This window comes from Xanthomonas sp. WCS2018Noco2-27 (assembly GCF_031843525.1).
In the GTDB taxonomy this organism is placed as follows: Bacteria; Pseudomonadota; Gammaproteobacteria; order Xanthomonadales; family Xanthomonadaceae; genus Xanthomonas.
This window is the reverse complement of sequence record NZ_JAVTIK010000018.1, coordinates 1-26,358: the sequence shown is the minus strand read 5'-3', so window position 1 is coordinate 26,358 and position 26,358 is coordinate 1. Positions and strand designations below refer to the sequence as shown.

23 protein-coding genes, 2 tRNA genes and 1 other RNA gene are annotated in these 26,358 nt (G+C 65.9%); 12 read left to right on the top strand and 14 right to left on the bottom strand.

Features of this window, described 5'->3' with window-relative positions; all coding sequences use genetic code 11:
• Window positions 1-265: 265 nt before the first annotated feature.
• Both RQH86_RS20560 and RQH86_RS20555 read right to left on the bottom strand, forming a co-directional pair.
• Window positions 266-339 (bottom strand) — tRNA-Gln (locus tag RQH86_RS20560).
• A gap of 52 nt (window positions 340-391) precedes the next feature.
• A tRNA-Met gene (locus RQH86_RS20555) sits at window positions 392-468 on the bottom strand.
• 118 nt (window positions 469-586) lie between these two features.
• Here RQH86_RS20555 and RQH86_RS20550 point away from each other — a divergent pair.
• From RQH86_RS20550 to bfr, 3 genes are all read left to right on the top strand, one after another.
• Window positions 587-1,204 carry an RNA pyrophosphohydrolase gene (locus RQH86_RS20550; RefSeq protein ID WP_055853227.1) on the top strand — a complete coding sequence of 206 codons (618 nt, stop codon included), beginning with the start codon at window positions 587-589 and terminating at the stop codon, window positions 1,202-1,204.
• 80 nt (window positions 1,205-1,284) lie between these two features.
• A complete protein-coding gene (locus RQH86_RS20545) occupies window positions 1,285-1,494 on the top strand; it encodes a (2Fe-2S)-binding protein (RefSeq protein ID WP_115526897.1) in 210 nt (69 codons plus the stop codon).
• Between the two features lie 269 nt (window positions 1,495-1,763).
• The gene (bfr, locus tag RQH86_RS20540) at window positions 1,764-2,234 is read left to right on the top strand and encodes a bacterioferritin (RefSeq protein ID WP_055853222.1); all 471 of its coding nucleotides are present in this window, start codon (window positions 1,764-1,766) and stop codon (window positions 2,232-2,234) included.
• A 632-nt stretch (window positions 2,235-2,866) separates the two neighbouring features.
• Here the strand turns inward: bfr and RQH86_RS20535 are convergent.
• From RQH86_RS20535 to RQH86_RS20525, 3 genes are read right to left on the bottom strand one after another with little or no spacing between them, the layout of a single operon-like run.
• Complete coding sequence (locus tag RQH86_RS20535; protein WP_311239006.1) at window positions 2,867-5,125, bottom strand: ATP-binding protein; 2,259 nt, start codon at window positions 5,123-5,125, stop codon at window positions 2,867-2,869.
• A gap of 39 nt (window positions 5,126-5,164) precedes the next feature.
• Window positions 5,165-7,135, bottom strand: a complete 1,971-nt coding sequence (locus tag RQH86_RS20530; protein WP_311239005.1) for an EAL domain-containing protein — start codon at window positions 7,133-7,135, stop codon at window positions 5,165-5,167.
• 38 nt (window positions 7,136-7,173) lie between these two features.
• Window positions 7,174-7,800 carry a DUF4126 domain-containing protein gene (locus RQH86_RS20525; protein WP_311239004.1) on the bottom strand — a complete coding sequence of 209 codons (627 nt, stop codon included), beginning with the start codon at window positions 7,798-7,800 and terminating at the stop codon, window positions 7,174-7,176.
• A 128-nt stretch (window positions 7,801-7,928) separates the two neighbouring features.
• Here RQH86_RS20525 and RQH86_RS20520 point away from each other — a divergent pair, with 128 nt between their 5' ends.
• The 5 genes from RQH86_RS20520 to ampE all read left to right on the top strand — a co-directional run bounded on the left by RQH86_RS20520 (window position 7,929) and on the right by ampE (window position 11,834).
• Window positions 7,929-8,666, top strand: a complete 738-nt coding sequence (locus RQH86_RS20520) for a DUF6776 family protein (protein WP_055853215.1) — start codon at window positions 7,929-7,931, stop codon at window positions 8,664-8,666.
• A 3-nt stretch (window positions 8,667-8,669) separates the two neighbouring features.
• Entirely contained in the window at window positions 8,670-9,119 is a 450-nt protein-coding gene (locus RQH86_RS20515; RefSeq protein WP_055853213.1) for a polymer-forming cytoskeletal protein, read from the top strand.
• Window positions 9,120-9,199: 80 nt separating this feature from the next.
• The gene (gene erpA, locus RQH86_RS20510; RefSeq protein WP_055853212.1) at window positions 9,200-9,586 is read left to right on the top strand and encodes an iron-sulfur cluster insertion protein ErpA; all 387 of its coding nucleotides are present in this window, start codon (window positions 9,200-9,202) and stop codon (window positions 9,584-9,586) included.
• Window positions 9,587-9,904: 318 nt separating this feature from the next.
• Window positions 9,905-10,804 carry an NAD(+) diphosphatase gene (gene nudC, locus RQH86_RS20505; RefSeq protein ID WP_311239003.1) on the top strand — a complete coding sequence of 300 codons (900 nt, stop codon included), beginning with the start codon at window positions 9,905-9,907 and terminating at the stop codon, window positions 10,802-10,804.
• Window positions 10,805-10,940: 136 nt separating this feature from the next.
• Window positions 10,941-11,834: a regulatory signaling modulator protein AmpE gene (gene ampE, locus RQH86_RS20500; RefSeq protein ID WP_055853208.1), complete on the top strand. Its 894-nt coding sequence runs from the start codon at window positions 10,941-10,943 to the stop codon at window positions 11,832-11,834.
• 217 nt (window positions 11,835-12,051) lie between these two features.
• Here ampE and RQH86_RS20495 read toward each other — a convergent pair whose 3' ends face one another.
• The 5 genes from RQH86_RS20495 to RQH86_RS20475 form a co-directional block, all read right to left on the bottom strand.
• Window positions 12,052-12,510, bottom strand: a complete 459-nt coding sequence (locus RQH86_RS20495; protein ID WP_311239002.1) for a DUF4240 domain-containing protein — start codon at window positions 12,508-12,510, stop codon at window positions 12,052-12,054.
• Window positions 12,511-12,894: 384 nt separating this feature from the next.
• Complete coding sequence (locus RQH86_RS20490) at window positions 12,895-13,305, bottom strand: DUF2752 domain-containing protein (RefSeq protein ID WP_055853205.1); 411 nt, start codon at window positions 13,303-13,305, stop codon at window positions 12,895-12,897.
• Window positions 13,305-13,649, bottom strand: coding sequence for a CD225/dispanin family protein (locus RQH86_RS20485; RefSeq protein WP_311239001.1), 345 nt, complete (start codon window positions 13,647-13,649; stop codon window positions 13,305-13,307). Before RQH86_RS20485 ends, RQH86_RS20490 begins: the two co-directional genes overlap by 1 nt.
• 308 nt (window positions 13,650-13,957) lie before the next feature.
• The gene (locus tag RQH86_RS20480) at window positions 13,958-15,880 is read right to left on the bottom strand and encodes an MFS transporter (protein ID WP_115552781.1); all 1,923 of its coding nucleotides are present in this window, start codon (window positions 15,878-15,880) and stop codon (window positions 13,958-13,960) included.
• Window positions 15,881-15,946: 66 nt separating this feature from the next.
• Window positions 15,947-16,849, bottom strand: a complete 903-nt coding sequence (locus tag RQH86_RS20475; RefSeq protein WP_311239000.1) for a LysR family transcriptional regulator — start codon at window positions 16,847-16,849, stop codon at window positions 15,947-15,949.
• A gap of 97 nt (window positions 16,850-16,946) precedes the next feature.
• Between RQH86_RS20475 and RQH86_RS20470 the strand changes: the two genes are divergently transcribed.
• Both RQH86_RS20470 and RQH86_RS20465 read left to right on the top strand, forming a co-directional pair.
• A complete protein-coding gene (locus RQH86_RS20470) occupies window positions 16,947-18,137 on the top strand; it encodes an MFS transporter (RefSeq protein WP_311238999.1) in 1,191 nt (396 codons plus the stop codon).
• Window positions 18,138-18,198: 61 nt separating this feature from the next.
• Window positions 18,199-18,275: non-coding RNA, sX9 sRNA (locus RQH86_RS20465), on the top strand.
• A 166-nt stretch (window positions 18,276-18,441) separates the two neighbouring features.
• Here RQH86_RS20465 and yccS read toward each other — a convergent pair.
• From yccS to purH, 4 genes are all read right to left on the bottom strand, one after another.
• On the bottom strand, window positions 18,442-20,655 hold the full coding sequence (gene yccS / locus RQH86_RS20460) for a YccS family putative transporter (protein ID WP_311238998.1): 2,214 nt from the start codon (window positions 20,653-20,655) through the stop codon (window positions 18,442-18,444).
• A gap of 315 nt (window positions 20,656-20,970) precedes the next feature.
• The gene (gene purD / locus RQH86_RS20455; RefSeq protein WP_311238997.1) at window positions 20,971-22,266 is read right to left on the bottom strand and encodes a phosphoribosylamine--glycine ligase; all 1,296 of its coding nucleotides are present in this window, start codon (window positions 22,264-22,266) and stop codon (window positions 20,971-20,973) included.
• Window positions 22,267-22,300: 34 nt separating this feature from the next.
• Window positions 22,301-23,152, bottom strand: coding sequence for a hypothetical protein (locus RQH86_RS20450; protein WP_311238996.1), 852 nt, complete (start codon window positions 23,150-23,152; stop codon window positions 22,301-22,303).
• A gap of 22 nt (window positions 23,153-23,174) precedes the next feature.
• Complete coding sequence (purH, locus tag RQH86_RS20445) at window positions 23,175-24,758, bottom strand: bifunctional phosphoribosylaminoimidazolecarboxamide formyltransferase/IMP cyclohydrolase (protein ID WP_311238995.1); 1,584 nt, start codon at window positions 24,756-24,758, stop codon at window positions 23,175-23,177.
• A 75-nt stretch (window positions 24,759-24,833) separates the two neighbouring features.
• On the opposite strand from purH, the gene RQH86_RS20440 reads away from it, so the two are divergent.
• Both RQH86_RS20440 and RQH86_RS20435 read left to right on the top strand, forming a co-directional pair.
• Window positions 24,834-25,448, top strand: a complete 615-nt coding sequence (locus RQH86_RS20440) for a CDP-alcohol phosphatidyltransferase family protein (protein ID WP_311238994.1) — start codon at window positions 24,834-24,836, stop codon at window positions 25,446-25,448.
• A gap of 85 nt (window positions 25,449-25,533) precedes the next feature.
• Window positions 25,534-26,358, top strand: an 825-nt coding sequence (locus tag RQH86_RS20435) for an alpha/beta hydrolase (protein ID WP_311260736.1), incomplete at its 3' end; no start/stop codon positions are given.

Here is a 26,358-nt window from a genome sequence, read left to right as displayed (position 1 = left end):
CACATGCTGTGTGTCCACGTCCGTGCGCGCATGGAAAACGGTCGGTGACATTCCTGCGTGACAAGGCGGCGCTCCGGCGCGCGGCAGTTGTCCTATTTCGCTGAGATGTCGAAGGTTTGGGAGTTGCGTAGTTCCGGGGTAGGCAGTGGCCGGATGCAGGGCGCTGCCTCCGCGGGTGGGTCAAATGCTGTGTAGAGATTCGGGTCATCTGCCTGAGGCGCAGGCAACAAAAAAGGCCCGATCTTTCGATCGAACCTTCTGTGTTTGGCTGCCCCGGATGGATTCGAACCACCGATGCCTGAGTCAGAGTCAGGTGCCTTACCGCTTGGCGACGGGGCAATAAAAACATGTTGTCCCAGAGTATCGCATGCCTGTGCAGGCTTGAATACCGTGGTGGCTATGGGTGGACTCGAACCACCGACCCCAGCATTATGAGTGCTGTGCTCTAACCGGCTGAGCTACATAGCCTAGGGAGCCGGCAATTCTCGCGATGCGCCTGGGTGTTGTCAAGTATTTCGTTTTCAGCTTGTGAGCCGGGCGTCGCCGTGGCAGAGTCGGTCACAGTAGATTTTCAGGAGTCCGCATCGTGATCGATCCGGACGGCTTCCGGCCAAACGTTGGCATCGTGCTGATGCGGAAGGACGGTCAGGTGTTCTGGGCACGACGTGTGCGCAGGGACGGCTGGCAGTTCCCGCAAGGTGGCATGAACACCGATGAGACGCCCGTTGAAGCCATGTACCGCGAGTTGCGCGAAGAAACCGGGTTGTTGCCCGAGCATGTGGAATTGCTCGGCGCCACGCCTGGCTGGCTACGCTATCGCCTGCCGAGCCGGGCGGTGCGCCGCAATGAGCGACAGGTGTGTATCGGCCAGAAGCAGGTGTGGTTCCTGCTGCAGTTCACTGGCGACGAATCCCATCTCAAGCTCGACCATACCGATACCCCCGAATTCGACCATTGGCGCTGGGTGGACTTCTGGTATCCGGTCGAGCACGTGGTGATCTTCAAGCGTGGCGTCTATGCGCGTGCGCTGCGGCATTTGGCGCCGCTCGCGCAGACTTTGGCAGGCCCTGCGGCGGTCGGTGTGATGCCCGAGCGTGCGCTGGAAGCCTGGTTGCCCGGTAGCAGCGCAGCCGGCCACGACAGTCCGCGCAAGCGCCCACGCAAGCGTGGCGGGCCTCGGCAGGTGCGGATTAATAATGATTAACGTTTGGAATTGACACCTATTCTCGTTTGCGGTGCAATCAGCACCGGTCCTCTCCGGATCGCCAGCACCCGACCGATACCGTGTACGTCTGCATCTGTAATGGGGTCACCGACCACCAGATCCGCGAAGCGGCCGAGAACGGCTGCGCCAGCCTTGCCGAGTTGACCATGCGCACTGGTTGCGGATCCAATTGCGGCTCGTGCCTGGACATGGCGGCCGACCTGTTGAGGCAGGCGCACGCAACCCGTGCGCTGCCGCTTCCGTTGCTGGGTCTGGCAAGCGCTGCCTGAGTGGTGTGGGGCACGCTTGGGCTGCTTCCAGCATGTGACGCGGATCTGGCTGGGTTGGCGCCTCGATCAGCGGTTGGTATGCAAATCCTGTCTCACGCGGTGTACGGTTAGTCGCCAGGCTCTCACTCGTCCCCCAGTTGCTTTCCATGCGGCATGCGTGGCGTGGTAGCCGCCCTGTCGGCATCACGCAACTGATCACGATTCGCGTTCCTTCATGCGCCGCGCCAACGCGTTAAAGTGCGGCCGGCTCACTGTCTCGGAGACATCGCATGAAGGGCGATACCAAAGTCATCGAGTACCTCAACAAGGTGCTCTACAACGAACTCACTGCGATCAACCAGTACTTTCTGCATGCCAAGATGCTGAAAAACTGGGGCCTGAAAGAACTGGCCGAGCATGAGTACAAAGAATCCATCGACGAGATGAAGCATGCGGACAAGTTGTCCGACCGCATTCTGTTTCTCGAAGGGCTGCCTAATTTTCAGGCACTGGGCAAGCTGCGCATCGGCGAAAACCCGACCGAGATGTTCCGCTGCGACCTGACGCTGGAGCGCGAAGCGGTCGCGGTGTTGCGCGAAGCGGTCGCATATGCGGAAACCGTCAACGACTACGTGAGCCGCCAGTTGCTGGTGGACATCCTGGAGTCGGAAGAAGAGCACATCGACTGGCTGGAAACCCAGCTGGATCTGGTAGCGCGGATCGGCGAGCCGAATTACCTGCTGACCAAGCTGGACGACTGAGCGCGCGCTCAGCGCAGTGCTGTTCGGCGCAGTGTTGAGAGCAGCGCAGATGGTGGTTAGTGAGCGCGTGCCATGCTGGGGAGCATGCAAGCGCTGCGGGCGATGCGTGTGTGTTGTGCTGTAGCTGCTTGGCTGCTTGGCTGCATGTGGCTTCGCGCGCACGCTCACTCCAACCCCGCTCCGCGCCCCAGCCCGCGTTTGCGACGCGGGCGCTCCAAGGCGCGCGACCCGTGCCTTCTCGCCCCGGCGGGAGGGTGGCTTTATTTGACTCCCTTGTGCATCGCGTGAGTGTGCGTCGGGCGAGGGTTTGCCGCTGCTGCGTTGTTAGTGGATCAGCGCCTCTGCGGAACTTGAGACTGTCCAGTGCTGCTCAGGTAATGCTCCAGCGCTGCTCAAGTACCGCTGCAGATGCAGCGCAACGTTCGACGCCGATGACTGGTCAGCCTTGCGGTTGAGATGCAGGTATTGCTGTGCCGCCATGGCACGCGATCGGGCGTCTTGGATCGAGTGCTCAGTACCGTCACCCCGACTCCTCTCGCGAGGGGAGAGGGGCTCGACCCTTCTTTCGCTGCGGGATTGCTTTGACTGCAGTGCCTGGCCGGTTCTTGTCACCGGCTCACGAGCTGCGCGGCTTAGCCGGCTGCGCGGGTTGCGGCTTGCAGGCGGGCGACCTGGCCTAGCAGGGCCAGGCGGGCGCGGGCGTATTCGGCGATCACCAGGGCGACCATCACCGAGGGGCGTTCGATGGTGCCGGTGCGGGCGGCCAGTTCGATGCGCCGTGCGGCGTTGGACACGGCCTGGGCGCCGACGTTGGCGCTGGACGATTTAAGCGTGTGGGCCAGGTCGCGCAGCTGCATGCTGTCGCGGTTGGCGGCCGCTGCTTCCAGCTGTTCGATGATGCCTGGTGCATCGTCCAGGAACAGCTGCAGGATGGTGATGGTGTCCGCGCCGGCTACTTCGTACAGCTCGTCGATCACGCTGCTGTCCAGGATCGGAAGCGCACGTGCCTGGGCGCCCGCGCTGGCGCTTTCCGGATCGGCCGGGGCTGCGCCGTTGGTCTGGCTGGGCAACACCGGTTGGCGCGGCAGCCAGCGCTGCAGGCAGGCATCGAGTTGTTCGCGGGCGACCGGTTTGGAGAGGTAATCGTCCATGCCGGCGGCCAGGCAGCGTTCGCGGTCGCCAGCCATGGCGTTGGCGGTCATCGCCACGATCGGGATCGGGCGGCCGCCGCTTTCGGTTTCCATCGCGCGCCAGCGGCGGGTGGCGGCGTAGCCGTCCAGCACCGGCATCTGGCAATCCATGAAGACCATGTCGTAGCGCGTGGATTCCATGCTGCTCAGCGCGGCCTCGCCGTCGGTGGCGGTATCGGCTTCGAAGCCCAGCACCCCCAGCAGCTTCTGCGCGACCAGCAGGTTCACCGGGTTGTCCTCGACCAGCAGGATGCGCACTTCGCGCGCGTTGGCCATCGGTGGCGGCAGCGGCTCGGGGATCATCGACGCGGCCAGCGCATGCACGGGCTTGGCGTCCTGCGGCAGCACCAGCGTCCGCAGGATCTCGTCCGGACTCTGACGCGGTACCAGGGTGGCGTTGTCCTGCAGTTCGACCGGCACCGGCTCGTCGCCATAGAGCCAGATCAGCTTCGAGCCGCTGATGTCTTCCGGGCGAGCCAGTGCGCGATGCACGGCGCGCGCGCTGTAGCGCAGCGTGTCGTGGTCGGCGATGACGCAGCGGAAGCCCTCTCCATCGCTGTGGCGGCGCACGCGTTCCAGCGCTTCCTGGGTGGTTTCCATCAGCACGTGCGACACGCCCCAGCCGTCGAGCAGGCGCTTGAGCCGTTGCGTCAGGCGTGCGTCGGAGCTGATCACCATGACGCGTGCCGCATCGGCGCCGGTGCTCTGCTGCAGGTCGCCGATCACCTTGAGCAGCGGGATCTCGAACCAGAACGTGGCACCACGGCCGGGTTCGGATTCCACGCCGATGCGCCCGCCCATCAGGTCGATGATGCGCTTGCAGATCGCCAGGCCCAGCCCGGTGCCGCCGTACAGGCGGGTGGTGGAGGCGTCGGCCTGGGCGAAGGAGCGGAACAGGCGGGCCTGCTGATCCGGTGCGATGCCGATGCCGGTGTCGCGCACCTGGAAACGCAGCAGGTGCTGGGCGCGAGTTTCGCCCAGGCGGCGCAGCTGGATATCGATGCTGCCACGCTCGGTGAACTTGATCGCATTGCCGATCAGGTTGCCCAGCACCTGACGCAGGCGGATCGGGTCGCCGCGCACCAGCAGGCGCACCGACGGTTCGATGTCCAGGCCCAGGCGCAGCTGGCGGCTTTCGGCGGTGCGTTGCAGCAGCTGCACCACACCGTCGAGCAACTCGCGCAGGTTGAAGGTGGTGATCTCCAGTTCGAGCTTGTTCGCTTCGAGCTTGGAGTAGTCGAGGATGTCGTCGACGATGCGCAGCAGCTGCAGCGAGCTGCCGGTGGCGGTCTGCAGCATGTCGCGCTGGTCCAGGCTGAGCTGGCCGCTGGAGATGAGCTCCAGCATCGGAATGATGCCGTTGAGCGGGGTACGGATCTCGTGGCTCATGGTGGCCAGAAATTCACCCTTGGCCAACGTCGCGGCTTCGGCCGCTTGTTTGGCGCGCAGCAGTTCTTGTTCGAGTTCGCCGTGGCGTTGCAGTTCCTGTTGCAGGCGCTCGCGGGCCAGCTCCGCCTCGTCCAGGCGCTGCGACAACCGCTGCTGAGCGCGGGCGCTGCGCTGGGCGGCGACCGCTGCGCATAGGGCAGACACCACGGCCAGCGCCGCAGCGATGGCGGTGAGCGCGCGCCACGGCCCCTGGATGTCGCTCCACTGCAGGCCTGCGCCCACCGCTGCGGTGAGTGCGGTAACCGTGGCCAAAGCGCTCCAGGCGCGAAGGCCTCCCACCTGCGCTGTCATTTAGAGCACCGCGTTCGTGAAGTCGAAATCCAGTTCCTTGCCGACGGTCTGCACCAGGTTGCCCTGAATGAAATCCACGCCGCTCATCCACATCGCGGCGGCCGCCTGCGGATCTTCGATGCGCTGGCCGATGATCAACAGGCCACGCTGATGGGCGATGTCGATCACGCCGCGCAGCTCGTCGCGCACTGCGGCATTGCCATGCGCATCGGCAAAGCGGTTGGCCATGCGCACGAAACTCAGCGGCAGCTGGCTCAGTAGCGCATTGGCTTCATCGCCGGGTTCGAACTGGCTCAGGCAGAACTGCACGCCGGCCGGCATGAGCTTGGCGCAGAACTGCTGCACGGTGACCGCGTGGATCAGGGCATCGTCCAGACGCAGGTCCACGATCAGCGATTGCCCGGCCACGCCGCGTTCGACCAATGCCTTGAGTAGCCAGTCGGCGAAGGCATCGCGTGCCAGCGTGCGCGGCGATTGCGAGACGAACAGGCGCAGCGGCGGGCTGGCGTGCTGATACAGATGCAGCAAGCCCAGCGCGTGATCCATGACCTGCTGGTCCAGATCGGCGATGCGTCCGGCCGCTTCGGCGGCTGGGATCACCTGGCCGGCCGACAGCAGCGTGCCGTCGGCCTGACGCAGCCGCAGCAGCACCTGGTACTGCGCGGTGTCGCCGCCAGCCACCGCCACGATCGGCTGATAGGCCAGTTCGAGTTGACCTTCGACCAGGCGCAGTTGCTCCTGCTGTTCGGCCTGGCTTGGTGCCAGATAGGCCTGTACACCGTCGCTGCGCAGGCGTGCCTGCAGTGCGGTGCGCTCGACCGCTTCCAGCGCGCTGCCGGTGTCGTCAAAGCCCAGGCCCAGCGGAGCCACGCCGATGGCGCAGCGCACATGCACCGATTCTTCTTCGCGCACCGGGAAGGCGTTGGCGGAAAGACGCTCGCGGATATCCAGCGCGCGTTGTTCCAGGCTGGCTTCGTCCATCTCCACGGCCAGCAGCAGGAAGCTGTTGTCGTTCAGGCGCGCCAGCGGATACGGCTGGGCGGCAGTGGCCAGGCGATGCCCAGCCTGGGTCATCAGGCGTTCGTAGGCGGCGTAGCCGTAGCGTTCGCGCAGGCCGAGTGCGCTGGCGATCTCGATGAAGAACAGCCCGCCGGGCTGCTTGCGCTCCAGTGCATTGGCGAGCAGCTCCATCACGTGGCCGCGCGTGGGCAGGCCGGTTTCCGGGTTGCTGCGCACGCTGACCTGCTCGCCGGCCAGCTGCAGCGCCTGTTGGCGCGCACGGCGGATGCGGTTGGACACCGCGGCGATCAGATGGCGCGGGCGGATCGGCTTGGTGAGGAAATCATCGGCGCCGCTGTCGAGCACTTCGAACTGACGTTCCGGGTCCGGGTCGCCGGTGAGGAACACGATCGGCAGCAGCTGCTGCCCCGGCTGTTGGCGGATCAAGGTGGTCAGGCGGATGCCGTCCAGCTCGGGCATGTGCAGATCCATCAGGATCAGATCCGGGTGATAGTCCTGGATGGCCTGCGGCACGCTGGCGGCGGTCATTTCGACTTGCGCGTGCATGCCGGCGCCATGCAGCACGCTCTGTGCGAACAACGCCTGCGAGCGGTCGTCTTCGACGATCAGAACGCGATACGGCGCATCGGCCGCGACGTTGTCGCCGCCATCGCCATCGCCATTGACTGCGGACACCGCGGAGGACGGCGGCAACGCTGGTGCAACGCGCGTTGCGCCGGCGTTGGACACGGCACGCGCCGGTGCAATGGGTGTCGCATGGCTGGGAACGTTGGCGGCGGCGGGCGCGGGAATGATGGCCGCACTCACCGGCGCGCTGTCGTCGGCCGCGCTGGCAGCCTCGTCGGCCCAGCGACGCCAATAGTCGGCCGGCGGCGTCTCGGCGCGCAGCGGGCGATTACGCGTGGCGGTGTCGTCACGGGTGGTGAAAGGAACCGGATCTCGGGCGGCCATCGATACTCCCTGCAGTCGCGATGATTATGCGATGAACTTCACGATAGCGGGGAGCGGCGTGCAGCCGGCGTGCTTGAAGCGCGCATCGGCGCGACCAGCCGTCGCATGCCACGCCACAACAATCGCCACACCCACCACACCATCAGCGCGACCAGCACGCTGGACCCCACTGCCAGACTCAATGCCAACCAGGGGTGCGCCAAGGCCAGCGCCAGTGCAGTGGTGGCGATGGTGTCTTCGGCCAGCGATGCGACCCAGTTGCTGGCCGGCTCCGGCGAAGTGTTGAGCAGTGCGCGGGTGCCGGCCTTGAGCGTGTGGCTGGTCAACGCCACGCCAGCGCCGGCCGCCAACGCGCCCGCGCCCAGGTCGCCATCCGGCGATAGCGTGGCGGCGGCCAGAAACGCGCCAGCCGGCACCCGCGCCAGGGTCTGCAGCAGATCCCAGCCCGAATCCACGCCGGGGATCTTGTCGGCGAAGAATTCGGCCACCGCCAGCGCGCCGGACGTGCCCAGCACCCACAGCGATTGCGCCGGATGCAAGGCCGGCGGCAGCTCGATCCAGCCGAGCAGGCCGGCCAGGCCGACGCCGAACACGGTGAGGTAGACGCGGATGCCAGCCAGCCAGGCCAGCAGGATGCCGATCACGAACAGATGGGCTTCGCTCATGGCGTTGCTTCCTGCGAACAATGCGGAACTATCGGATAACCGCCGGCCCAGCGCCAGCGCGACGGCCGTCGAGGCTCTGGCACACTACGCCGCCGCCCACACCGCCGGCCCGTCCGGACCCGATACCCATGAGACCAGCCGCACGCGTTCAGATCGTCCAACGTGACTCCGGTGGTGGCCCTTCCAGCGGCCGCTGGCTGTGGATCGTGGTCGTCCTGCTCTGGCTCGCATCGCTGGGTGGTGTGTGGTGGATGGCCAGCCGCACCGCCGCGCCGCGTCTGGTCGAGGCCGAGGCTGCGCTGCAGCAGGCCCAGCGCAGCCAGGCCCAGCAGCGCCGGCTGATCGAACAATTACAGCAGCGCCAGGTCAATCTGGCGATGTCCGACAAGATCAGCCGCGTCGCCAATACCGAAGTGCAGGCCTCGCTGGCCGAGCGCGACGAGCAGATCGCTGCGCTGCGCGCCGATGTGGCCTTCTACGAGCGCCTGGTGGGCTCCACCGCGCAGCGCAAGGGGCTCAATGCGCACTCGGTGCAGTTCACCGCCGAGGCCGGCGGGACCTGGAATTACAGCGTGGTGCTGACCCAGAACCTCAACCGTGGCGCGATCAGCCAGGGCCAGCTGCGCTTTGCGGTGGAAGGCGTGCGCGCCGGCAAGCTGGTGACGGTGAGTTGGAACGAGCTGCACCAGAAGCCCGATGCCGCCGCCCAGCCGTATTCGTTCCGCTATTTCCAGCAGTTGGACGGCAGCGTGATCCTGCCGAAGGATTTCACTCCGCAACGTGTCAAAATCTCCCTGAGCGGCGATGGGGCGCCGGTCAACCAGACATTCGATTGGAAAGTCGCCGGCAATGGCGCGGGGGAATAGCTCATGTTCGGAAACAAGTCCAACCGTGGTGCGCAGACCGTGGTCGATACCTTGATCGGGCCGCAGGTGGTGATCCGCGGCGACCTGACCTTCAGCGGTGGCCTGTATGTGGAAGGCCGCATCCTGGGCAAAGTGATTGCCGAAGACGGCGCCAGCGCCATCCTGACCGTGGCCGAGCAGGGCAGCATCGAGGGCGAAGTGCGTGCGCCGGTGGTGATCATCAATGGTCAGCTGACCGGCGACGTGCATGCGGCCGAGCGGGTCGAACTGGCCGCCAATGCCCGAGTGCAGGGCAACGTGCACTACCAGGTGGTGGAAATGAGCGCTGGCGCGCAGCTCACCGGACGGTTGATCCATGCCGCCACGGCGGGCGCGACCGCCGCGCTGCCGGCTCCGGAAGGCAGCCGCACCGAGCCGGTCAAGGCGCTGCAGGCCGAAACCGCCGAGGCCTGAGCGGGCACGCGGCTGAAGCGCGAGCCTGTCGCTGGCACAACCGGCTTGAAGTGGGGCCGTCTGGCCCCCATGCTGACGCCATGAGTACGCTCGTTTCGCTTCCTACTGCCGCCCCGGCCCCGGACTATCAGTCCATCGACCGGCCGCTGAATTTTTCCGGAGCTGCCGCCGCCAAGGTGCGCGAGCTGATCCAGGAAGAGGGTAACGCCGAGCTGGCGTTGCGCGTGTATATCCAGGGAGGCGGGTGTTCCGGCTTCCAGTACGGTTTCGAGTTCGACGAGAACCGTGCCGAAGACGATCTGGCCGTGGCCACCGATGGCGTGACGCTGTTGGTCGACCCGCTGAGCTTGCAATACCTGATGGGCGCCGAGGTGGATTACACCGAAAGCCTGACCGGTGCGCAGTTCGTGATCCGCAACCCCAATGCCAAGACCACCTGCGGGTGCGGTAGCAGCTTCAGCGTCTGAGGGTGTTGGGCGGGCTGCAGTCTGACGCTGTCGTGATCGTTTGACGGCGCTCGTCTGCGCCGCCAATGGCGCTGTCGCACTTGGCTGACGCGTCCTGATCGAGCGCAGCGGGCAAGCCCTGTTGCGACGATCGATGCAGATGGCGCAAAACGCGTTTCGGCAGGTCCGCGTTGCGGATGCATGGCGTCTGCAGCGACAAACCGGTTGTAATCATCAGCGAACTGTCATGAGTGCGCGCGCATTGCATGCGCCTACGCTGCGGCGATCGTCATGCACTGCCGGTTGCGGGTGTCGCCAATTATCGGCAGGCTTGCGCCGATGTCCGAGTCTACTTTTCCGTTGTCCGGTTTTGCCTTCACTCACGCGCCGCTCGATCGTGGCGATGCGTTGCGTGACGATCCCGCTGCGTTGGTGCAACTGTGGCCGCAAGGCCACGTGCTGCTGATCGATGCCAAGGGCACCGCGCTGGCCGATGCGCAGGGACAACCGTTGCTGCTGCAGGGCTCCGCGCTTGCCGATAGCCCGGAGGCGGCGATCTTCCTGGGCGTGCGCGATGGCCAAGGCTGGTTCTGCTTGTCGGCCGACCCGCTCGACGTCAAGGCGCCGCAGCGTGTGGACCTGCGCCAGGCGGCGGCCGAGTGGCCGGCGGAGATCGCCACCGCGGTGTCGTATGCGCGGGCCATGCTGCACTGGCAATCGCGCACGCGCTTTTGCGGCGTGTGCGGCGGGGCGATCGTGTTCCGCCGCGCCGGCTTCATCGCGCATTGCACGCAGTGCCAGACCGAGCACTATCCGCGCGTGGACCCGGCGATCATTGTCGCGGTCAGCGACGGGCAGCGGCTGCTGTTGGGCCGCCAGGCCAGCTGGGCGCCGCGGCGTTATTCGGTGATTGCCGGATTCGTGGAGCCGGGCGAGTCGCTGGAACAGACGGTGGCGCGTGAGGTGCACGAAGAGACCCGGGTGCGGATCCAGCACTGCAGCTATGTCGGCGCGCAACCGTGGCCGTTCCCGGGTGCGCTGATGCTGGGCTTTACTGCGCATGCGGCGGCGAGCGAAGTGCCGCAGGTGACCGGTGAGCTGGAAGACGCGCGTTGGGTAAGTCATGCCGAGGTCGGCGCTGCGCTGGCCGGGCAAGGCGGCGAGGACGGGATTGGGCTGCCGCCTGCCATTTCGATTGCGCGCGCGCTGATCGAGCAGTGGTATCGCACGCATGGCTGAGGGCATCGCTTGCGCATGCACGCGGCTTGCGGCGAGCGCATGCGCGCCCATGCCCGGTGCGCACGGTGCCGGCGCGCGAAACGCGTTACGGGGCGGTTGTGCCCGCTCGGCTAGACTCGGCTGAGGAGGGACACCCATGTTCACCACCCTGGTTGCCGTCGTCGTCGCACTCACGCTGGGCCATCTGGTGCCGGCGCAGGTGGCCAGGCTGCGGCGTTTTGAATGGTTTGGTCATTGGCTGCGGCGGCTGGACAGTTATGCCGCCGGACGTGGCGCCTGGCAGGGCCGCTACGGGGTGCTGCTGGCGCTGTTGCCGGCCCTGTTTGTAGTGCTCGTGCTGCAGTGGCTGCTGGACGATGTCTGGCACGGGTTCCTGTCGCTGCTGTTCGGCGTGGCGGTGCTGGCCTGGACCTGGGGGCCGCGCGATCTGGATCGCGATGTCGAGGCGGTGATCGATGCCGACGAACCCGGGGCGCGGCGCGATGCGATCTCGCAGTTGCAGGCCGCCGGCGGCAGCGTGCACGAGGATGCGCCGTCGCTGGTCGAAGCGGTGGTGGTCAATGGCCTGCGGCGCTGGTTTGCGGTGCTGTGGTGGTTTCTGTTGCTGGGGCCATTCGGCGCGGTGTTGTATCGCCTGACCGCGCTGGCGGTGGAAAGCCCGCTGGCGGTGCTGCTGCCGCCGCGCAATCTTGCCGGCGCGCGCTGGCTGCTGGCGGTGCTGGAATGGCCGGTAGCGCAGCTGATCACTGTGTCGATGGCATTGGTCGGCAACTTCGACACGGTGTTCCGCGCGTGGCGGCAAGCGCATGGCAACCGCTGGTCGCTGGAGCCGCATTTTCTCGGTGCCGTTGCGCGTGCCAGTGTCAGTGCCGAGCTGCGCGAAGAAGCGCACGACTACACCGATTCGGGCCTGGTGCCGGTCTGGCGCCGGCTGCCGGAAGTGCGCGATGCAATGAGCCTGGTCTGGCGTGTGCTGCTGCTGTGGATGGTGGTGCTGGCGTTGTTGGTGATTGCGGGTTGGGTGCGGTGATACTGCGCGCCACACTAAAGTAGTTACGAGCGCAGTACTGCTTCTCGTTCTGGCACCAGGTTTCAATTCTTTCAGCGTAAGTTTTTGAATGCGGGTCCGGCGGTACGCCTTCCGGCACACGTTGCTGACGCGTTGAACGGGCGCTCATCGGCTCGTCCGCTATGGTTCGAGGCCCGAAGTAAACCGACACGCGAGACGTGTCGGCTTTGATGGGATGTTATGCGCCGGCCTCAGTCCAAAGATCGGGGTTGCTGCCCGACTCATAGCTAACAGTTGCCTCAAATGGCCAGTCTGATGGGTCTCTGCCGCTACCTGCTGCCCAGGCGTTTGGAGCGACGTAAAGTAGCGACTCGCACCATTGGTCAGCCGAGCGTTGCATTTCAGCCGGAGTCCTCTTTACGCGGGAATAATATTCTTCACCACAAGCGACCACATAGCATCTGGCATAGAGAAAACCATCATCGGACTGCCCGGAGTCGCCGGCATTTTCTGCGTACTTCTCTCCGTCAATGGCGAAAAGATGCTGCGAGAGATGCTCATGGAAAGCTTCGATGCTTGTAATCTCCATGGCAGTTAAGGCCGATGTGAGAGAGGCCAGAGCGCGATCCTCGTCTCCGTCCTTCAATGCAACACGATCAATAAGTTTCATGAGTTGCCAGAATTGGCTGTTTTCCATAACTTGCTCCATTGAGCGTCTGATTGCTGGTGCAATAGCGACCCGCGTCGCGAAGTGGTGTTGCTGTGACTGGTTTGCCAGTCGAGATACAGAGATTCCGGCTCTTCTGATCGAATAGATGAGTTCTAAGGCATGGGCGTGCTGCAATGCTTTTCACCAAAGCTAGTCGTAACGATCAAGGCGTTTCTTTGCAAGCACCTTTATTGTCGGTGGCGCTCGTTTCGTAGTGCTTGAAGTCATTACGGCCTACCCACTGCCCTAGTTATACGCGTTCACTTTCAACGAGAGGGTGGATAAAATTTTTCTCTGCGGATGCATTACGTACGATGTCGCGTAAGAAGCTCATCATCGATGAAGCACTGCCTCGTAACGTCTTTATTCCATCTAACCCGGTGCCAGCAGCGTAAACGGATACCACGGCAGATTTCGCGCAATCCAGTACGTGGGGAGTGCCCATAACCAGAATTTCGGTTCGGACATCACGCTCACCACCGGTGCGAACCAGCGGGCGCGCCAGCCGGCTTTCCAGGCGATCAGGCCGGGCAGGGTGAACAGGCCGAGCACGGCGGCTGGGTTCATGGCGAAGGCGCCAGGAAGATCGAAATGCACCAGCGCATACAACGCGCGGGTCATGCCGCAACCGGGGCAGTAGCAGCCGGTGACGGTTCGAAAAATGCAGGGCGGGAACGGGCTGTTGCTCGCGTTCGGGTCGAAGCGATAGAGCAGCGATACGCCAAAGGCGGCCACGCTGGTGGCCGCCCCCAGTCCAAGCCAATGGCGTGGACGCAGTTCCACTACTGCATGTGCTGCAGCTGCTGCATGTAATCCGAGTACCCCTGCATGCCGCCGGTGGCGACCATGCCGATGTTGACCAGCAGGCCGATCGCGGCCAGCACGCTGGTCACGATGCACCAGGTCTTGGCGGTGTTGGAGGCGCGACGCGCGCCGTCGATATCGCCCTGGTTGAGCAGGCCGTTGACCTTGGTGGAGAACACGATCGCCACGATGCCGGTGATCAGGGACGGGCAGCACAGGCAGAAGCCGAGCACGGTGGAGACGATCGCCCAGATCAGGTGATTGGGCACCGGGCCGGGCGCTGCGCTGGACGAGGGGTGGATCGGCGGTGGGATGGCACTCATGGTGAAGCTCCTTGGGTGGTAAACGACAACAAACGGATCGGGTGCGTGGGGAGGGTGATGACGGCCGCAGCGCGACGGATGGCAGCTTGCGTCGTGCCCGCAGGGCCGCGGTGCAGCGCTGCAACCGCAGGTCGCCGACAGGCGCGACGGCTGCCGGTTGCGGCAGATGCCTCAGACACGATGTTGCGCACGACGACTTCCCCCGGTACGACCTGCCGCGTCCGCTTGGCGAACGCGGCGGTAAAGCGTGCAGTGGCGCACAGGCTACTCGCGGTGCGCGACGGACGCAAAGCCCGCGCCGGTGCGGCTCACGGTTGGTCCTGGCGCAGTGCCCGGACCTGCTGTTCGAGCAACGCGGCGCTGGCCTGGTCGCCGGCAACGGCGGGGCCTGCAGCCACTTCGATCTGCGCACGCATCCGGCGCGGCACGCGCATGCGGCCCAGGCGGGTATCGCGGCGGCTCCACATGCTCGACCACATGCCACGCAGCGCCATCGGAATCACCGGCACCTTGCGGCGCTCCAGGATCTTTTCGACACCGGACTTGAACGCGGCAATCTCACCGTCCTTGGTCAACGCACCTTCCGGAAAGATGCACACCAGCTCGCCATCGGCCAGCGCGGCGTCGATGCGGTCGAACGCCTGCTGCATCAGTGCGGGGTCTTCGCGCGCGCCGGCGATCGGGATGGCCTTGGCGGTGCGGAAGATCCAGCGCATCACCGGGATGCGAAAGATCTTGTAGTACATGACAAAGCGCACCGGGCGCGGAATCACCGCCGACAGAATCAGCGCGTCCATGTAGCTGACGTGGTTGCACACCAGCAAGGCGGCGCCGTTGTCGGGCACGTGGGTGTCGATGTCGCGTGCGCGCAGCCGGTACAACACGCTCACCAGCACCCAGCTGAGAAAGCGCATCAGGAACTCGGGCACCAGGGTGAAGATCCACAGCGCCACCAGCGTATTGGCAATCGCCAGCGCCAGAAACACCTGCGGAATGCTCAGCCCCGGCATCGGAATGCGGTGGCCGAACAGCACCACCTGCGGCAGCTGCAGCGCAATGCCGATGACGGCGGCGGCTACGATGAAGAGCGAATTCTGGATGTTGAGCCCGGCGATCACGCGCGACAGTTCGGCCTTGGGCGTGCGGCTCTGGATCAGCGCGAACAACGGCACTACGAACAGACCGGTGAACAGGCCAATGCCGACCAGATCGATGATCAGTCTCACGCTGCCGGCCTGCTGCACGAACTGGCCGATCGACAGATCGCTCACCGGCGCGGCACCGGGGCGGGCGAAATACAGGTCCAGCAGGAACGCGCTGATGCCGAACGCACCCAGCGGCACCAGGCCGATTTCCACCGTGCGCCCGGACAGCCGTTCGCACAGCAGCGAGCCCACGCCGGTGCCGATCGAAAACAGCGCCAGCGCAAACACGTACAGGTCTTGCTGGCCGCCGAGATTGAGCTGCGCGTAGGTGGGCAGCTGCGCGGTGAGCACGGTGCCGACGAACCAGAACCACGACACGCCCAGCACCGAGTTGCGCACGGCCGGCGTGCGCCGGGTCAGGCGCATGATGGCGCGCGATTCGGGGATGGGGTTCCAGTTGATCTTCAGCTCCGGCGCGCCGGCATCGACCTTGGGCACCAGCCGCGCCACCAGGTTGCCGGTGACGGCGATGGCGATCACGGCGGTGGCTGCAGCGACCGGGCCATGGCTGCCGGCGATCTGGAAGATCAGCCCGCCGAAGATCATGCCGCACAGGATCGAGATTGAGGTGCCCATCTCGACCAGGCCATTGCCGCCGGTGAGTTCCTCGGGTTTGAGCACCGAGGGCAGGATCGAATACTTCACCGGCCCGAACAGCGTGGATTGCAGGCCGGTGCAGAACAGCGCGATCAGCAGGATCACCATGTTCTCGGTGATGAAGCCCACCGCGGCCAGTGACATGATGGCGATCTCCATCGTGGTGGTGATCACGATGAGCTTCTGCTTCTCCATTTTTTCGGCGATCTGGCCGGCCAGCGCGGAGAACAGGAAGTACGGCAGGATGAACAGCGCCGGCGCCAGATTGGTGTAGAGCGTGCGCTGCGCCGCATCGATGCCGAGATAAAACAGCAAGCCGATGATGGCCTGCCGATAGACGTTGTCGTTGAACGCGCCCAGCGCCTGGACAGCGAAGAACGGCAAGAAGCGGCGCTGCCTGAGCAGGGCGAACTGACTGTGACCGGACATGCAGTTTCCTTTGCGAACGCGCGCAGCCTAGCAGGCTTCCACGGTGCTGGTGGAGGGCCTGTGCGCTTAGCGCGACCGGCCAGGCGATGGCGCACGCGGCGCCGCTTGGGCACGCAGCAGCGCCACGAACGCGCGTGCGGCCGGGGTAGGGTCCGGCCGCCACACTGCGTAGGTCAAAAAGCGGAAGCGCTCCTTGAGCGCGACCGTCACCACCTCGCGCATGGCACTGGCCATGGTGTGCGGCACGATGCCCACGCCCAGGTCGGCGGCGACCAGTTCGCGCATCAGGTCGGCGTGAGTCACCTCGTATTGCTGGCGCTGCCGCAGCCCGGCCTGCTCGAAGGCCGCATCGATGATGCCGCGCACCCCGGCACCGGGGATCAGCCCGGCCATCGGTTCGTCCTCCAGCTCGGCCAGGGCCACCCGCTTGCGCGCGGCAAAGCGATGGCTGGGGGCGACGATCAAGGCGAGCGGTTCTTCGTGCAGGAGCAGGCGCTGCTCCGGTACCGCGACCTGCGGGCCGACGCCGACCAGGGCCACATCCAGCCGGCCTTCGCCCAGATCGTGCAGCAAGGCCTCGCTCATGGCGGTGCGCAGGTGCACGTCTACCCGCGCATGTGCGGTGCGGAACTGGCGCAGCAGCTGCGGCACCTGCACCGTACTCAGCGAGGAGATCTGCCCCAGTGTGAGCCGGCCGCGCACGGTGCCCAGTGCCTGGGCCATTTCTTCGTGCAGGCGTTCGGCCGCGCGCAGAGTTTCGCGTGCGTTGTGCAGAAAGACTTCGCCGGCCGCCGTGGGGCGTACCCGGCGGGTGCCGCGCTCGAACAGCCGCGCACCAAGCGTCTCTTCGATCTTGGCCACCTGATGGCTGAGCGCCGATTGCACCGTGTTGCAGCGGCGTGCGGCCGCGGTGAAGCCGCCTTCGTCGGCCACGGCCACGGCAAATTCCAGCTGGCGCAGGGTGAGCATGCGATCTCGAAACGCGATGGTGACGGTGAAAACAATACATTGGAAAGATGCATCGCCGCTGCCCACACTGCCTCCATTCCTTCCACAGGCCTCTGCCATGACCGTCGACCCCGCCGCCCATCCGCCATTGCCGCGCCGCCTGGTGCTGTTGATGGCCGCCGCCACCGGGCTGGCAGTGGCGAGTAATTACTACGCCCAGCCGCTGCTGGAAACGCTGGCGCAGACCTTCGGCATCCAGGTGCGCAGCGCCGGGGCGGTGGTGACCGCAGCGCAGCTGGCGTATGCGGCCGGGCTGCTGTTGCTGGTGCCATTGGGCGACCGGCTGGAGCGGCGCAGCCTGATCGTGGGCCTGTTCGTGCTCAGCGCACTGGGCCTGCTGATCAGTGCCAGCTCGCACAGCTTTGCGATGTTGCTGGTCGGCACCATTGTCACCGGCGCCAGTTCGGTGGCGGCGCAGATCCTGGTGCCGTTTGCGGCCACGCTGGCGGCACCGCACGAGCGGGGGCGGGTGATCGGCACGGTGATGAGCGGCTTGCTGCTGGGCATCCTGCTGGCGCGCACCGCTGCCGGACTGCTGGCCGGTGTGGGCGGCTGGCACACGGTGTACTGGATTGCCGCCGGCCTGCTGCTGATCACCGCCGCGCTGCTATGGCGCGGGCTGCCGCGGCATCCGGGCAATGCGCAGTTGTCGTATCCGCAGTTGGTGGGATCGGTGTTGACGCTGCTGCGCGACGATGCGGTGCTGCGCGCGCGCGCGGTGCTGGGTGGGCTGATCTTTGCCGGCTTCAGCATGTTCTGGACCACGCTGGCCTTTCTGTTGTCCGGTCCGAATTATGGTTACGGCACCGCGGTGATCGGGCTGTTCGGCTTGATCGGTGCGGCCGGTGCGTTGGCGGCCAATCGTTCCGGGCATTGGTCTGATCACGGCCATGGCGACCGCGTGAGTTGGGGTGGACTGGTGATGTTGCTGGTGTCGTGGGGGCTGCTGGCGTTTGCGCCGCACTCGATGGCGTTGTTGATCGTGGGCGTGTTGCTGTTGGATATCGCCGTGCAGGGCGTGCACATCGCCAATCAGAGCGTGATCTATCAACGCAATCCGGATGCGCGCAACCGCATCACCTCTGCCTACATCACCTGCTACTTCATCGGCGGCGCGCTGGGGTCGACCTTGAGCACCGCGGCGTACGCGCAGGCCGGCTGGAGCGGTGTGGTGATCGGCGGTGCGCTGTTGGCCGTGGCGGCGTTGGGCTGGGTGGGCTGGAGTGTGTCGCGCAATACCTGGAAGTAGCAGCGGCTAGCACAACGACTGCGCTCACGGTCAGGCGGGCGTCGCCGGAGCTCGGTGCGGTAGGTACTACCCATACATTCCGGTTCTGCGTGCGCCGTCCACACGCACCTGACGGCGGCTCGCTACGGTGTGTTAGTCGCTCCACGCACTGCCGATACGTAGTGACGCGTCCTCGCACGCTGCACGGATGCGCGCATCTGAAGAGCTTGGCTTTTGCGGTGTTGCGCGCAAGGGTTGCGCCAACGCCGCCGGGCTGAGCGGCGTGGTCGATACCGGCATCAGCCCGCACGGTCCTCGATCGCCGCTAGTGTTTGCTCACCGCCAGACGCCCCGCACCCTCGGCCGGTGCATCGGTCACCGCCACCGCAGCGGCGCGCAGCTTGGGCAGCAGGCGCAAGGTGAGTGCGAGTTGGTCGCGCACCAGACGCTGCTTGGGCGGCAGCTGCACGGCGTGCTGTTCCAGCGCATCGGCCATGGCCAGTTCTTCGGTTTCGTCATGCGCCGGCAGTGGGTGGCGTTGGCTCAAAGCGGTAGCGATGTCGCCAAGCGCGCGCTGCAGATAGTCGCCGGCCCGGGCGATGGTGGGGTCGTGTTCGCCATCGAGTGCAGCGCGGTGCGCGCCCAGCGCCGATAGATAGCCCAGCAAGGTATTGGACAGTGCGAGGAAGCGGAAACCCGCATCCAGATTGCGTCGAAAGCGACCCGGCTCGCGCAGCATGTTGGACAGCGCCACCGACAACGCCGCATCGGCGTTGTGCATGTCGCGGCGTGCGATGCGGTAGGGCAGATCGTCGCGCATGCCGCTCGCGTATTGCTCCAGCACCTGGGTGAGATAGCGCGCGCAGCTGGCCAGTACCGTGGCCATCACCTTGTTGAGGCGACGGCCCTGCCAGTCCGGCAGGATCAGGAACGAGGCCGCCGCGGCGATGGCGCAGCCGATCACGGTGTCGATCAGTCGCGGCCAGATCAACACGAAGCCATCGCCGAGCAGGTTGAAACAGAACAGCGCCATGACCGTGATGCCGGCGGTGGCCAGCATGTAGCGATCGGTGCGGGTAATGAAGAACACCAGCGCCGCGACCAGGGCCAGCAGCAGCTGTACTTCGGTGCCGGGGAACAGCTGCATCAACGCCCAGGTGGCGACCAGGCCGATCAAGGTACCGGCGATACGCTGCACCAGCCGCAGGCGTGTCGCACCGTAATTGGGCCGGCACACGAACGCGGTGGTGAGCAGGATCCAGTAGCCGTTGTCGGCATGGATGGATTGCATCACCGCATAGCCCGCGACCAGCGCGATGGCCATGCGCAGGCCATGCCGGAACAGCACCGAGCCGGGCGTGAGTTGCTGGCCGAGCCGCGCGGCCATTTCGCGCAAGGTGTGCGGGGAGGAATCGCGCAGGCGGGTGTCGAGGTTGTCGCTGGTGGAATCGGATTGCGCCGCTTCGGAGAGCTTGCGTTCGATGGTCTGCAGATTGGTGACCAGCAGTTCCAGCGCGCCGAGCAGGCGCGCCAGTGCGGGGTCGGCGCGCGCATGCAGATAATCCAGCGACTGGCGCAGGTCTTCGGTGGCCAGACGGCTGTTGTCGCCATAGTCGAACGGCTGCCGCAGCCGGATCGCCTCGCCCAACGCGGTGCAGGCCTTGCCCTGCAGCGCGAGCAGGCGCTGGCAGCGGTACAGCACATCGCTGTGGAAGAACGCATCGGTCAGCGCTTCGTAGGGATAGTGCGACGAACTGGCGCGTTCGTGGAATTCCTGCGCCATGTAATACAGCCGGAAATACAGGCCCGATTGCACGCCCGGCCGCCCCGAGCGCCCGAAGCGGCTGATGATCGCGGTCTTGGCGGCATTGAGTGCGCCGACGACCTTGGCGTTCTGTTCGGCCAGCGCCAGCCGGCGCGCATGCAGGTCGCTTTGCCGCACCGGTTCGAACAGGTCGGCCTTGCGCTTGAGATAGAGACCCAGCTCGAAGAACAACCGCGACAGCCGCTCGCGCACCGGGCGATTGGCGAACAGGATGGTCCACAGGATCGACAGCACGCCGTACCAGGTGGCGCCGATCAACAGCAACGCCGCGCCATGCCAGGCCACCAGCGGATCGTGGCTGCCGTGCTGGTCCATGCCGATCATGGCGTAGATCGACAACGCCACCGTGGCCTGCGCGATGGAGGCGTAGCGCTCGCCCAGTGCGCCCAGCAGCGTGAGCGAGAAGGTGGCCACCGCCATGCCGATCACGAACGGCAGCGGGTACGGGAACAGCAGCGTCACTGCCGCCGCCGCCGCGGCAAAGCACAGCAACGACAGCAGCACCGATTTGATGCGGCCCAACCAGTTGTCGTCGGTTTCGGCGATGGCGCTGGCGATGGTGCCCAGAAACAGCGCCGGGACTGCGGTGAGTTGCTGCCAGTGCCAGCACACGCCCATGGCCACCGCCAGCGCGATGAACACACGCAGCCCGTAGCTGGCCTTTTCATGGGCCCACAGGCGGCTGAGGCGAGATTCGAAGGAAGTGGTGGCCACGGTCTCTGATGGGCAAGCGTGCCCGCGCATTATTGCCGCAGGCACGCGCCACCGGTGTGGAGAGCGGCTAGTTCTTTGTCAGTAGCCGGCATGTGTGCGGACTGGAGCGGAGTGCGCGATTGCGCCGCCGCCCCTGCTGCACGGCCGTCTACCGCGCTTGGCGACCTTGCAACCTGTGGTTGCGAATTTGAACACCGCCTTGTCGGCGACCACCAGCGAGCTGTTGCTCTGTTCGGCCGACAACCAGCGGATGTCCGTGCTTGCCCCCATCCGCCCTTCGGGCACCTTCCCCCGCCGGCGGGGGAAGGACGCGGCTTAGCCCTGCGCGTCGCGCTCGCGGGCGATCGCACGCCAGCCGATATCGCTGCGCTGGAAGGCGTTGGGCCAGTGGATCGGCTGCAGGCCGGCATACGCGGTGCGCTGTGCTTCCAGCACGCTGTCGCCCAATGCGGCAACGCACAGCACGCGGCCACCGGCGCTGATCACCTCGCCTGCGGCATTCAATGCGGTGCCGGCATGGAAGACCTTAGCACTGGCCGGTACCTGGTCCAGGCCGGTGATGACCTCGCCGGTGACCGGGGTTTCCGGATAGGGCTTGGCGGCGATCACCACGCCCAGCGAGGGGCGCGGGTCCCACTGCGCCTGCGCACGGTCCAGCGTGCCATCGATGGCCGCTTCGAGCAGATCCACCAGATCCGACTGCAGTCGCAGCATCACCGGTTGGGTTTCCGGGTCGCCGAAGCGCACATTGAATTCGATCACCTTCGGCGCACCGTGCGCATCGATCATCAGCCCGGCATACAAGAATCCGGTAAACGGCACGCCGTCGGCGATCATGCCCTGCACGGTCGGCTCGACCACTTCGCGCATTACCCGTGCATGTACCTCGGGCGTCACCACCGGGGCTGGCGAGTACGCGCCCATGCCGCCGGTATTGGGGCCGGTGTCGCCATCGCCGACGCGCTTGTGGTCCTGGCTGGTAGCCATCGGCAAGGCGTGGGTGCCATCGACCACGGAGATGAAGCTGGCCTCTTCGCCATCGAGGAATTCTTCGATCACCACGCGCGCGCCGGCATCGCCGAATGCATTGCCCGAGAGCATGTCGCGCACCGCGTCTTCGGCCTCGCTCAGCGTCATCGCCACGATCACGCCCTTGCCGGCGGCCAGACCATCGGCCTTGACCACGATCGGCGCGCCTTTCTCGCGCACGTAGGCGAGTGCGGCGTCCACCTCGGTATGCACCGCGTAATACGCGGTGGGAATGCCGTGGCGGGCCAGGAAATCCTTGGCGAAGGCCTTGCTGCCTTCCAGCTGCGCGGCCTTGGCGGTGGGCCCGAAGATGCGCAGGCCTGCGGCGTGGAAGCGGTCGACCACGCCGAGCACCAACGGCACTTCCGGGCCCACCACGGTGAGCGCGACGGCTTCGTGCTGCGCCAGTGCGAGCAGGCCATCAAGGTCGTCGACCTTGATCGCGACATTGCGGCACTTGGCCTCGGTGGCGGTGCCGGCATTGCCTGGCGCCACGAGCACCTCGCTCACGCGCGCGGATTGCGCGATTTTCCAGGCCAGGGCGTGTTCGCGGCCGCCGGAGCCGATGACAAGGATTTTCAAGAGAACTGCTCGCTAGGACGGGGGAAAGGACGCGCTACTTGCAGCCTTCGCGCTGCAGAGCGTTGGGGAAGGGGTAGGTCCAGGTCTTGGGGTCGAGTGCGAACACATGCCTGGTGTCCAGCGTCTGCCCGCAATCGCTGCCGTGTTCGTGGATGCGCAGCGGCCAGATGCGTGCCTGTGCGTTGCTGCTGTCCACGTCCAGGGTGAAGTCCACATCGAACGCTTCGGCCATGCATTGCGCCTGGGTTTGATCCGGCTCGCGGGCCTGGTCGTCGCAGTCCAGCCCACCGCTGTTGTCGATATGCGCGCGCAGCGAGCCGGCGCCGACCAGCCCCTTGGGGCCGGGCACCACCAGATCCTGCGATTCCAGCATCAGGCCCTGGCCCATCCAGAAACTGTGCACGATGAAACCGTAAAAATCGCTGCCCAGCCGTAGCACGTCCACGCTGCCAGGATTGCCATCGCTGCCAAAGGTGTCGGACAGTTTTTCGGCCACCACCTTGAACGTGTCGCCGTCGCTGCGCAGCACGAAAAAGTCGATCAGACCGGGATTGCCGTGGCCGCCATCGCTGAGGCTGTGGCACACCGCCAGCAGCTGCTGCACCTGCTCGCCGACCACCACCGGCTGCTCGGCGCAGACCTGGCTGTCGGCCTTGAAGCCATCGGCCTCGCCGCTCCATTGCGCGGCCAGACCGGCCTTGGCGCCATAGCGCGTGCGCAAAAAACCGTCCAGGCGCTCGGTGCGGCTCAGCTGCGTGGTGGCGGCCGCAGCAGGGGTGGGCGCTGCTGCTGCGGCGGGCGCTGCTGCAGGCGCGGGATCCTGCTTGCATCCACCGAGCAAGCCGGCAGCAGCCACCAGGGCGGCGAGGGAGCGCAATCGGTACATGGACCTGTCCTTGTCGTTCGGCTCAGTGCCGGAAATGGCGTACGCCGGTGAACACCATCGCGATGCCGTGTTCGTCGGCGGCGGCGATCACTTCGCCATCGCGCATCGAGCCGCCCGGCTGGATCACTGCCTTGATACCGGCAGCAGCAGCGGCGTCGATGCCGTCGCGGAACGGGAAGAACGCATCCGATGCCATCACCGAGCCGGCCACTTCCAGCTTTGCTTCTTCGGCCTTGAGCGCGGCGATCTTGGCGCTGACCACGCGGCTCATCTGCCCGGCGCCCACACCGATGGTGCGGCTGTCCTTGGCGTAGACAATCGCGTTGGATTTGACGTACTTGGCCACGCGCCAAGCGAACAGCAGATCGCCCAGTTCCGCATCGCTGGGCGCGCGCTGGGTGACCACGCTCAATTCGCCCAGCGACATGCCGCGGTTATCGGCCGACTGCATCAGCAGGCCAGAGCCAATCCGCTTGGTGTCGTAGTTGTTGAGGCCGGCGCCGTGCGGAATCTTGAGCACGCGCACATTGGCCTTTTTGGTGGCGTATTCGAGCGCGCCGGCCTCGTAGTCGGGGGCAATCAGCACCTCGACGAACTGGCGATCCAAAATGGCCTTGGCGGTCGCCGCATCCAGGGTCTTGTTGAAGGCCAGGATGCCGCCGAACGCGCTGGTCGGGTCGGTGGCGTAGGCCAGCTCGTAGGCATCGCCGCAGGCCACGCCCACGGCTACGCCGCAGGGGTTGGCGTGCTTGACGATCACGCAGGCCGGCGCATCGAACTGACGCACGCATTCCCACGCCGCATCGGCATCGGCCAGGTTGTTGTAGCTCAGCTCCTTGCCCTGCAACTGCTGGAAGGTGGCCAAGGTGCCCGGCACCGGATACAGGTCGCGGTAGAACGCGCCGGACTGGTGCGGGTTTTCGCCGTAGCGCAGGTCCATGACCTTGATGAAGTTGGAATTGATCTGCGCCGGGAACGGGCTGCGCGTGGGGATGTTTTCCGCACTGTCGGCCACTGCCGAGAGATAGTTGCTGATCGCCGCGTCGTATTGCGCCACGCGGTTGAACGCAGCCACCGACAGCGCAAAGCGCTTGGCGGCCGACAGCTGGCCGTCGTTGGCGCCCAGCTCGGCGAGCAGGTCGGCGTACTGCGCCGGGTCGGTGGCCACCGCCACGCGGGCGAAATTCTTGGCTGCGCTGCGCAGCATCGCCGGCCCGCCGATGTCGATGTTTTCCACCGCGTCGGCCAGCGTGCAATCGGCCTTGGCGGTGACCGACTCGAACGGATACAGGTTTAGCACCAGCAGATCGATCGGCGCGATGCCGTGTTCGGCCATCACCGCTTCGTCGATGCCGGCGCGGCCGAGCAGGCCGCCGTGCACCAGCGGGTGCAGGGTCTTGACGCGGCCGTCCATCATTTCCGGGAAACCGGTCAGGTCGGCGACGTCCTTGACCGGCAGGCCGGCGTCGCGGATCGCCTTGGCGGTGCCGCCGGTGGACAGCAGCTCGACCTTGCGCGCCACCAGCGCGCGGGCCAGGTCGATCAGGCCGGTCTTGTCGGAAACGGAGAGCAGGGCCCGGCGCACGGGCAGGAAATCGGAGGCCATGAGTGAGGGAACAGTCGTTGCGGGGCAGCCGATATTGTAGGCTGCGCCAGCGCTCGAATGGACTCAACCACTGGTATGGCCTCGATCTATGCTTTGAAAGGACGCTTCCAGGACCTGCTGCGGCCCATGGTCGGCGCGCTGTACCGCGGCGGCATCACCGCCAACCAGGTGACGCTCATCGCCGCAGCGGTGTCGGTGATGGTGGCCGCGGTGGTCTACCGCGCCGGCGCCAGCTGGCCGCTGCTGTATCTGTTGCTGCCGCTGTGGATGCTGCTGCGCATGGCGCTCAATGCGGTGGATGGCATGTTGGCGCGCGAGTTCGGCCAGCAGTCGCGCCTGGGCGCCTACCTCAACGAGCTGTGCGATGTGGTGGCCGATGCGGCGCTGTACTTGAGCCTGCTCGGCGTGCCCGGCGTGGGCGCGCACTGGCTATGGATCTTTGCGCTGCTGGCGGCGCTGACCGAATACACCGGCGTGCTCGGGCTGATGGTCGGTGCCAGTCGCCGTTACGACGGGCCGATGGGCAAGAGCGACCGCGCCTTCGTGATCGGCGTGGTGGGGGTCGGCCTGGCCTGCGGGCTGCTGGGTGCGCGCGGCGTCACCTGGGTCGCCATTGCCTTGAGTCTTGCCTGCAGTGCCACGGTGTGGCGGCGGGTGCGCGCCGGGCTGGCCGAGGCAGCGGCGCGCTGATCGACATCGCGACGCGCCGTGCGCTGCCGCGTTTCATTCGCGCTGCACGGCCTTCACTCTTTCTCACTGATTTCAGGATGATCCGATGCGTGATGTCGTAGAGCGCGAATTCGCCAGTTTCGATGGTGCGCAGCTGTTTTATCGGCACTGGCCGGCGCAGCTGGCAGGTGCTGCACCCAAGGCGGTGGTGCTGCTGCATCGCGGGCATGAGCACTCCGGCCGGGTGATGCATCTGGCCGAAGAATTGAATCTGCCCGATGCGCAGTTCTTTGCCTGGGACGCACGCGGCAATGGCCGCTCGCCAGGCGTGCGCGGCGATGCACCGGGCTTCGATGCGCTGGTGCGCGATCTGGACAGCTTCATCGCGCATCTGGGCACCACGCACGGCATCGCGGTGCAGGACATCGCGGTGATCGCGCAGAGCGTGGGCGCGGTGGTCGCAGCCACCTGGGTGCACGATTACGCACCGCCGCTACGCGCGCTGGTGCTGGCCTCGCCGGCGTTCAAGGTCAAGTTGTACGTGCCGTTCGCACGTGCCGGGCTGGCGCTGATGCATGCGCTGCGCGGCAACTTCTTCGTCAACAGCTACGTCAAGCCGCAGTGGCTCACCCACGATGCGCAACGCGTGGAAAGCTATCGCACCGACCCGCTGATCACCCGTCCGATTTCGGTGCGCGTGCTGCTGGGTCTGTATGCAGCGGCCGACCGTGTGGTGGCCGATGCGCAGGCGATCACCGTGCCGACGCAACTGCTGGTGTCCGGCTCGGACTTTGTGGTGCATCGCGGCCCGCAGGATCGGTTTTACGAGAACCTGCGCTCGCCGATCAAGCAGCGGCATTGGCTGCCCGGTTTCTTCCACGACACCCTGGGCGAGCGCGACCGCGCGCTGGCCATCGCGCCCATTCGCAGC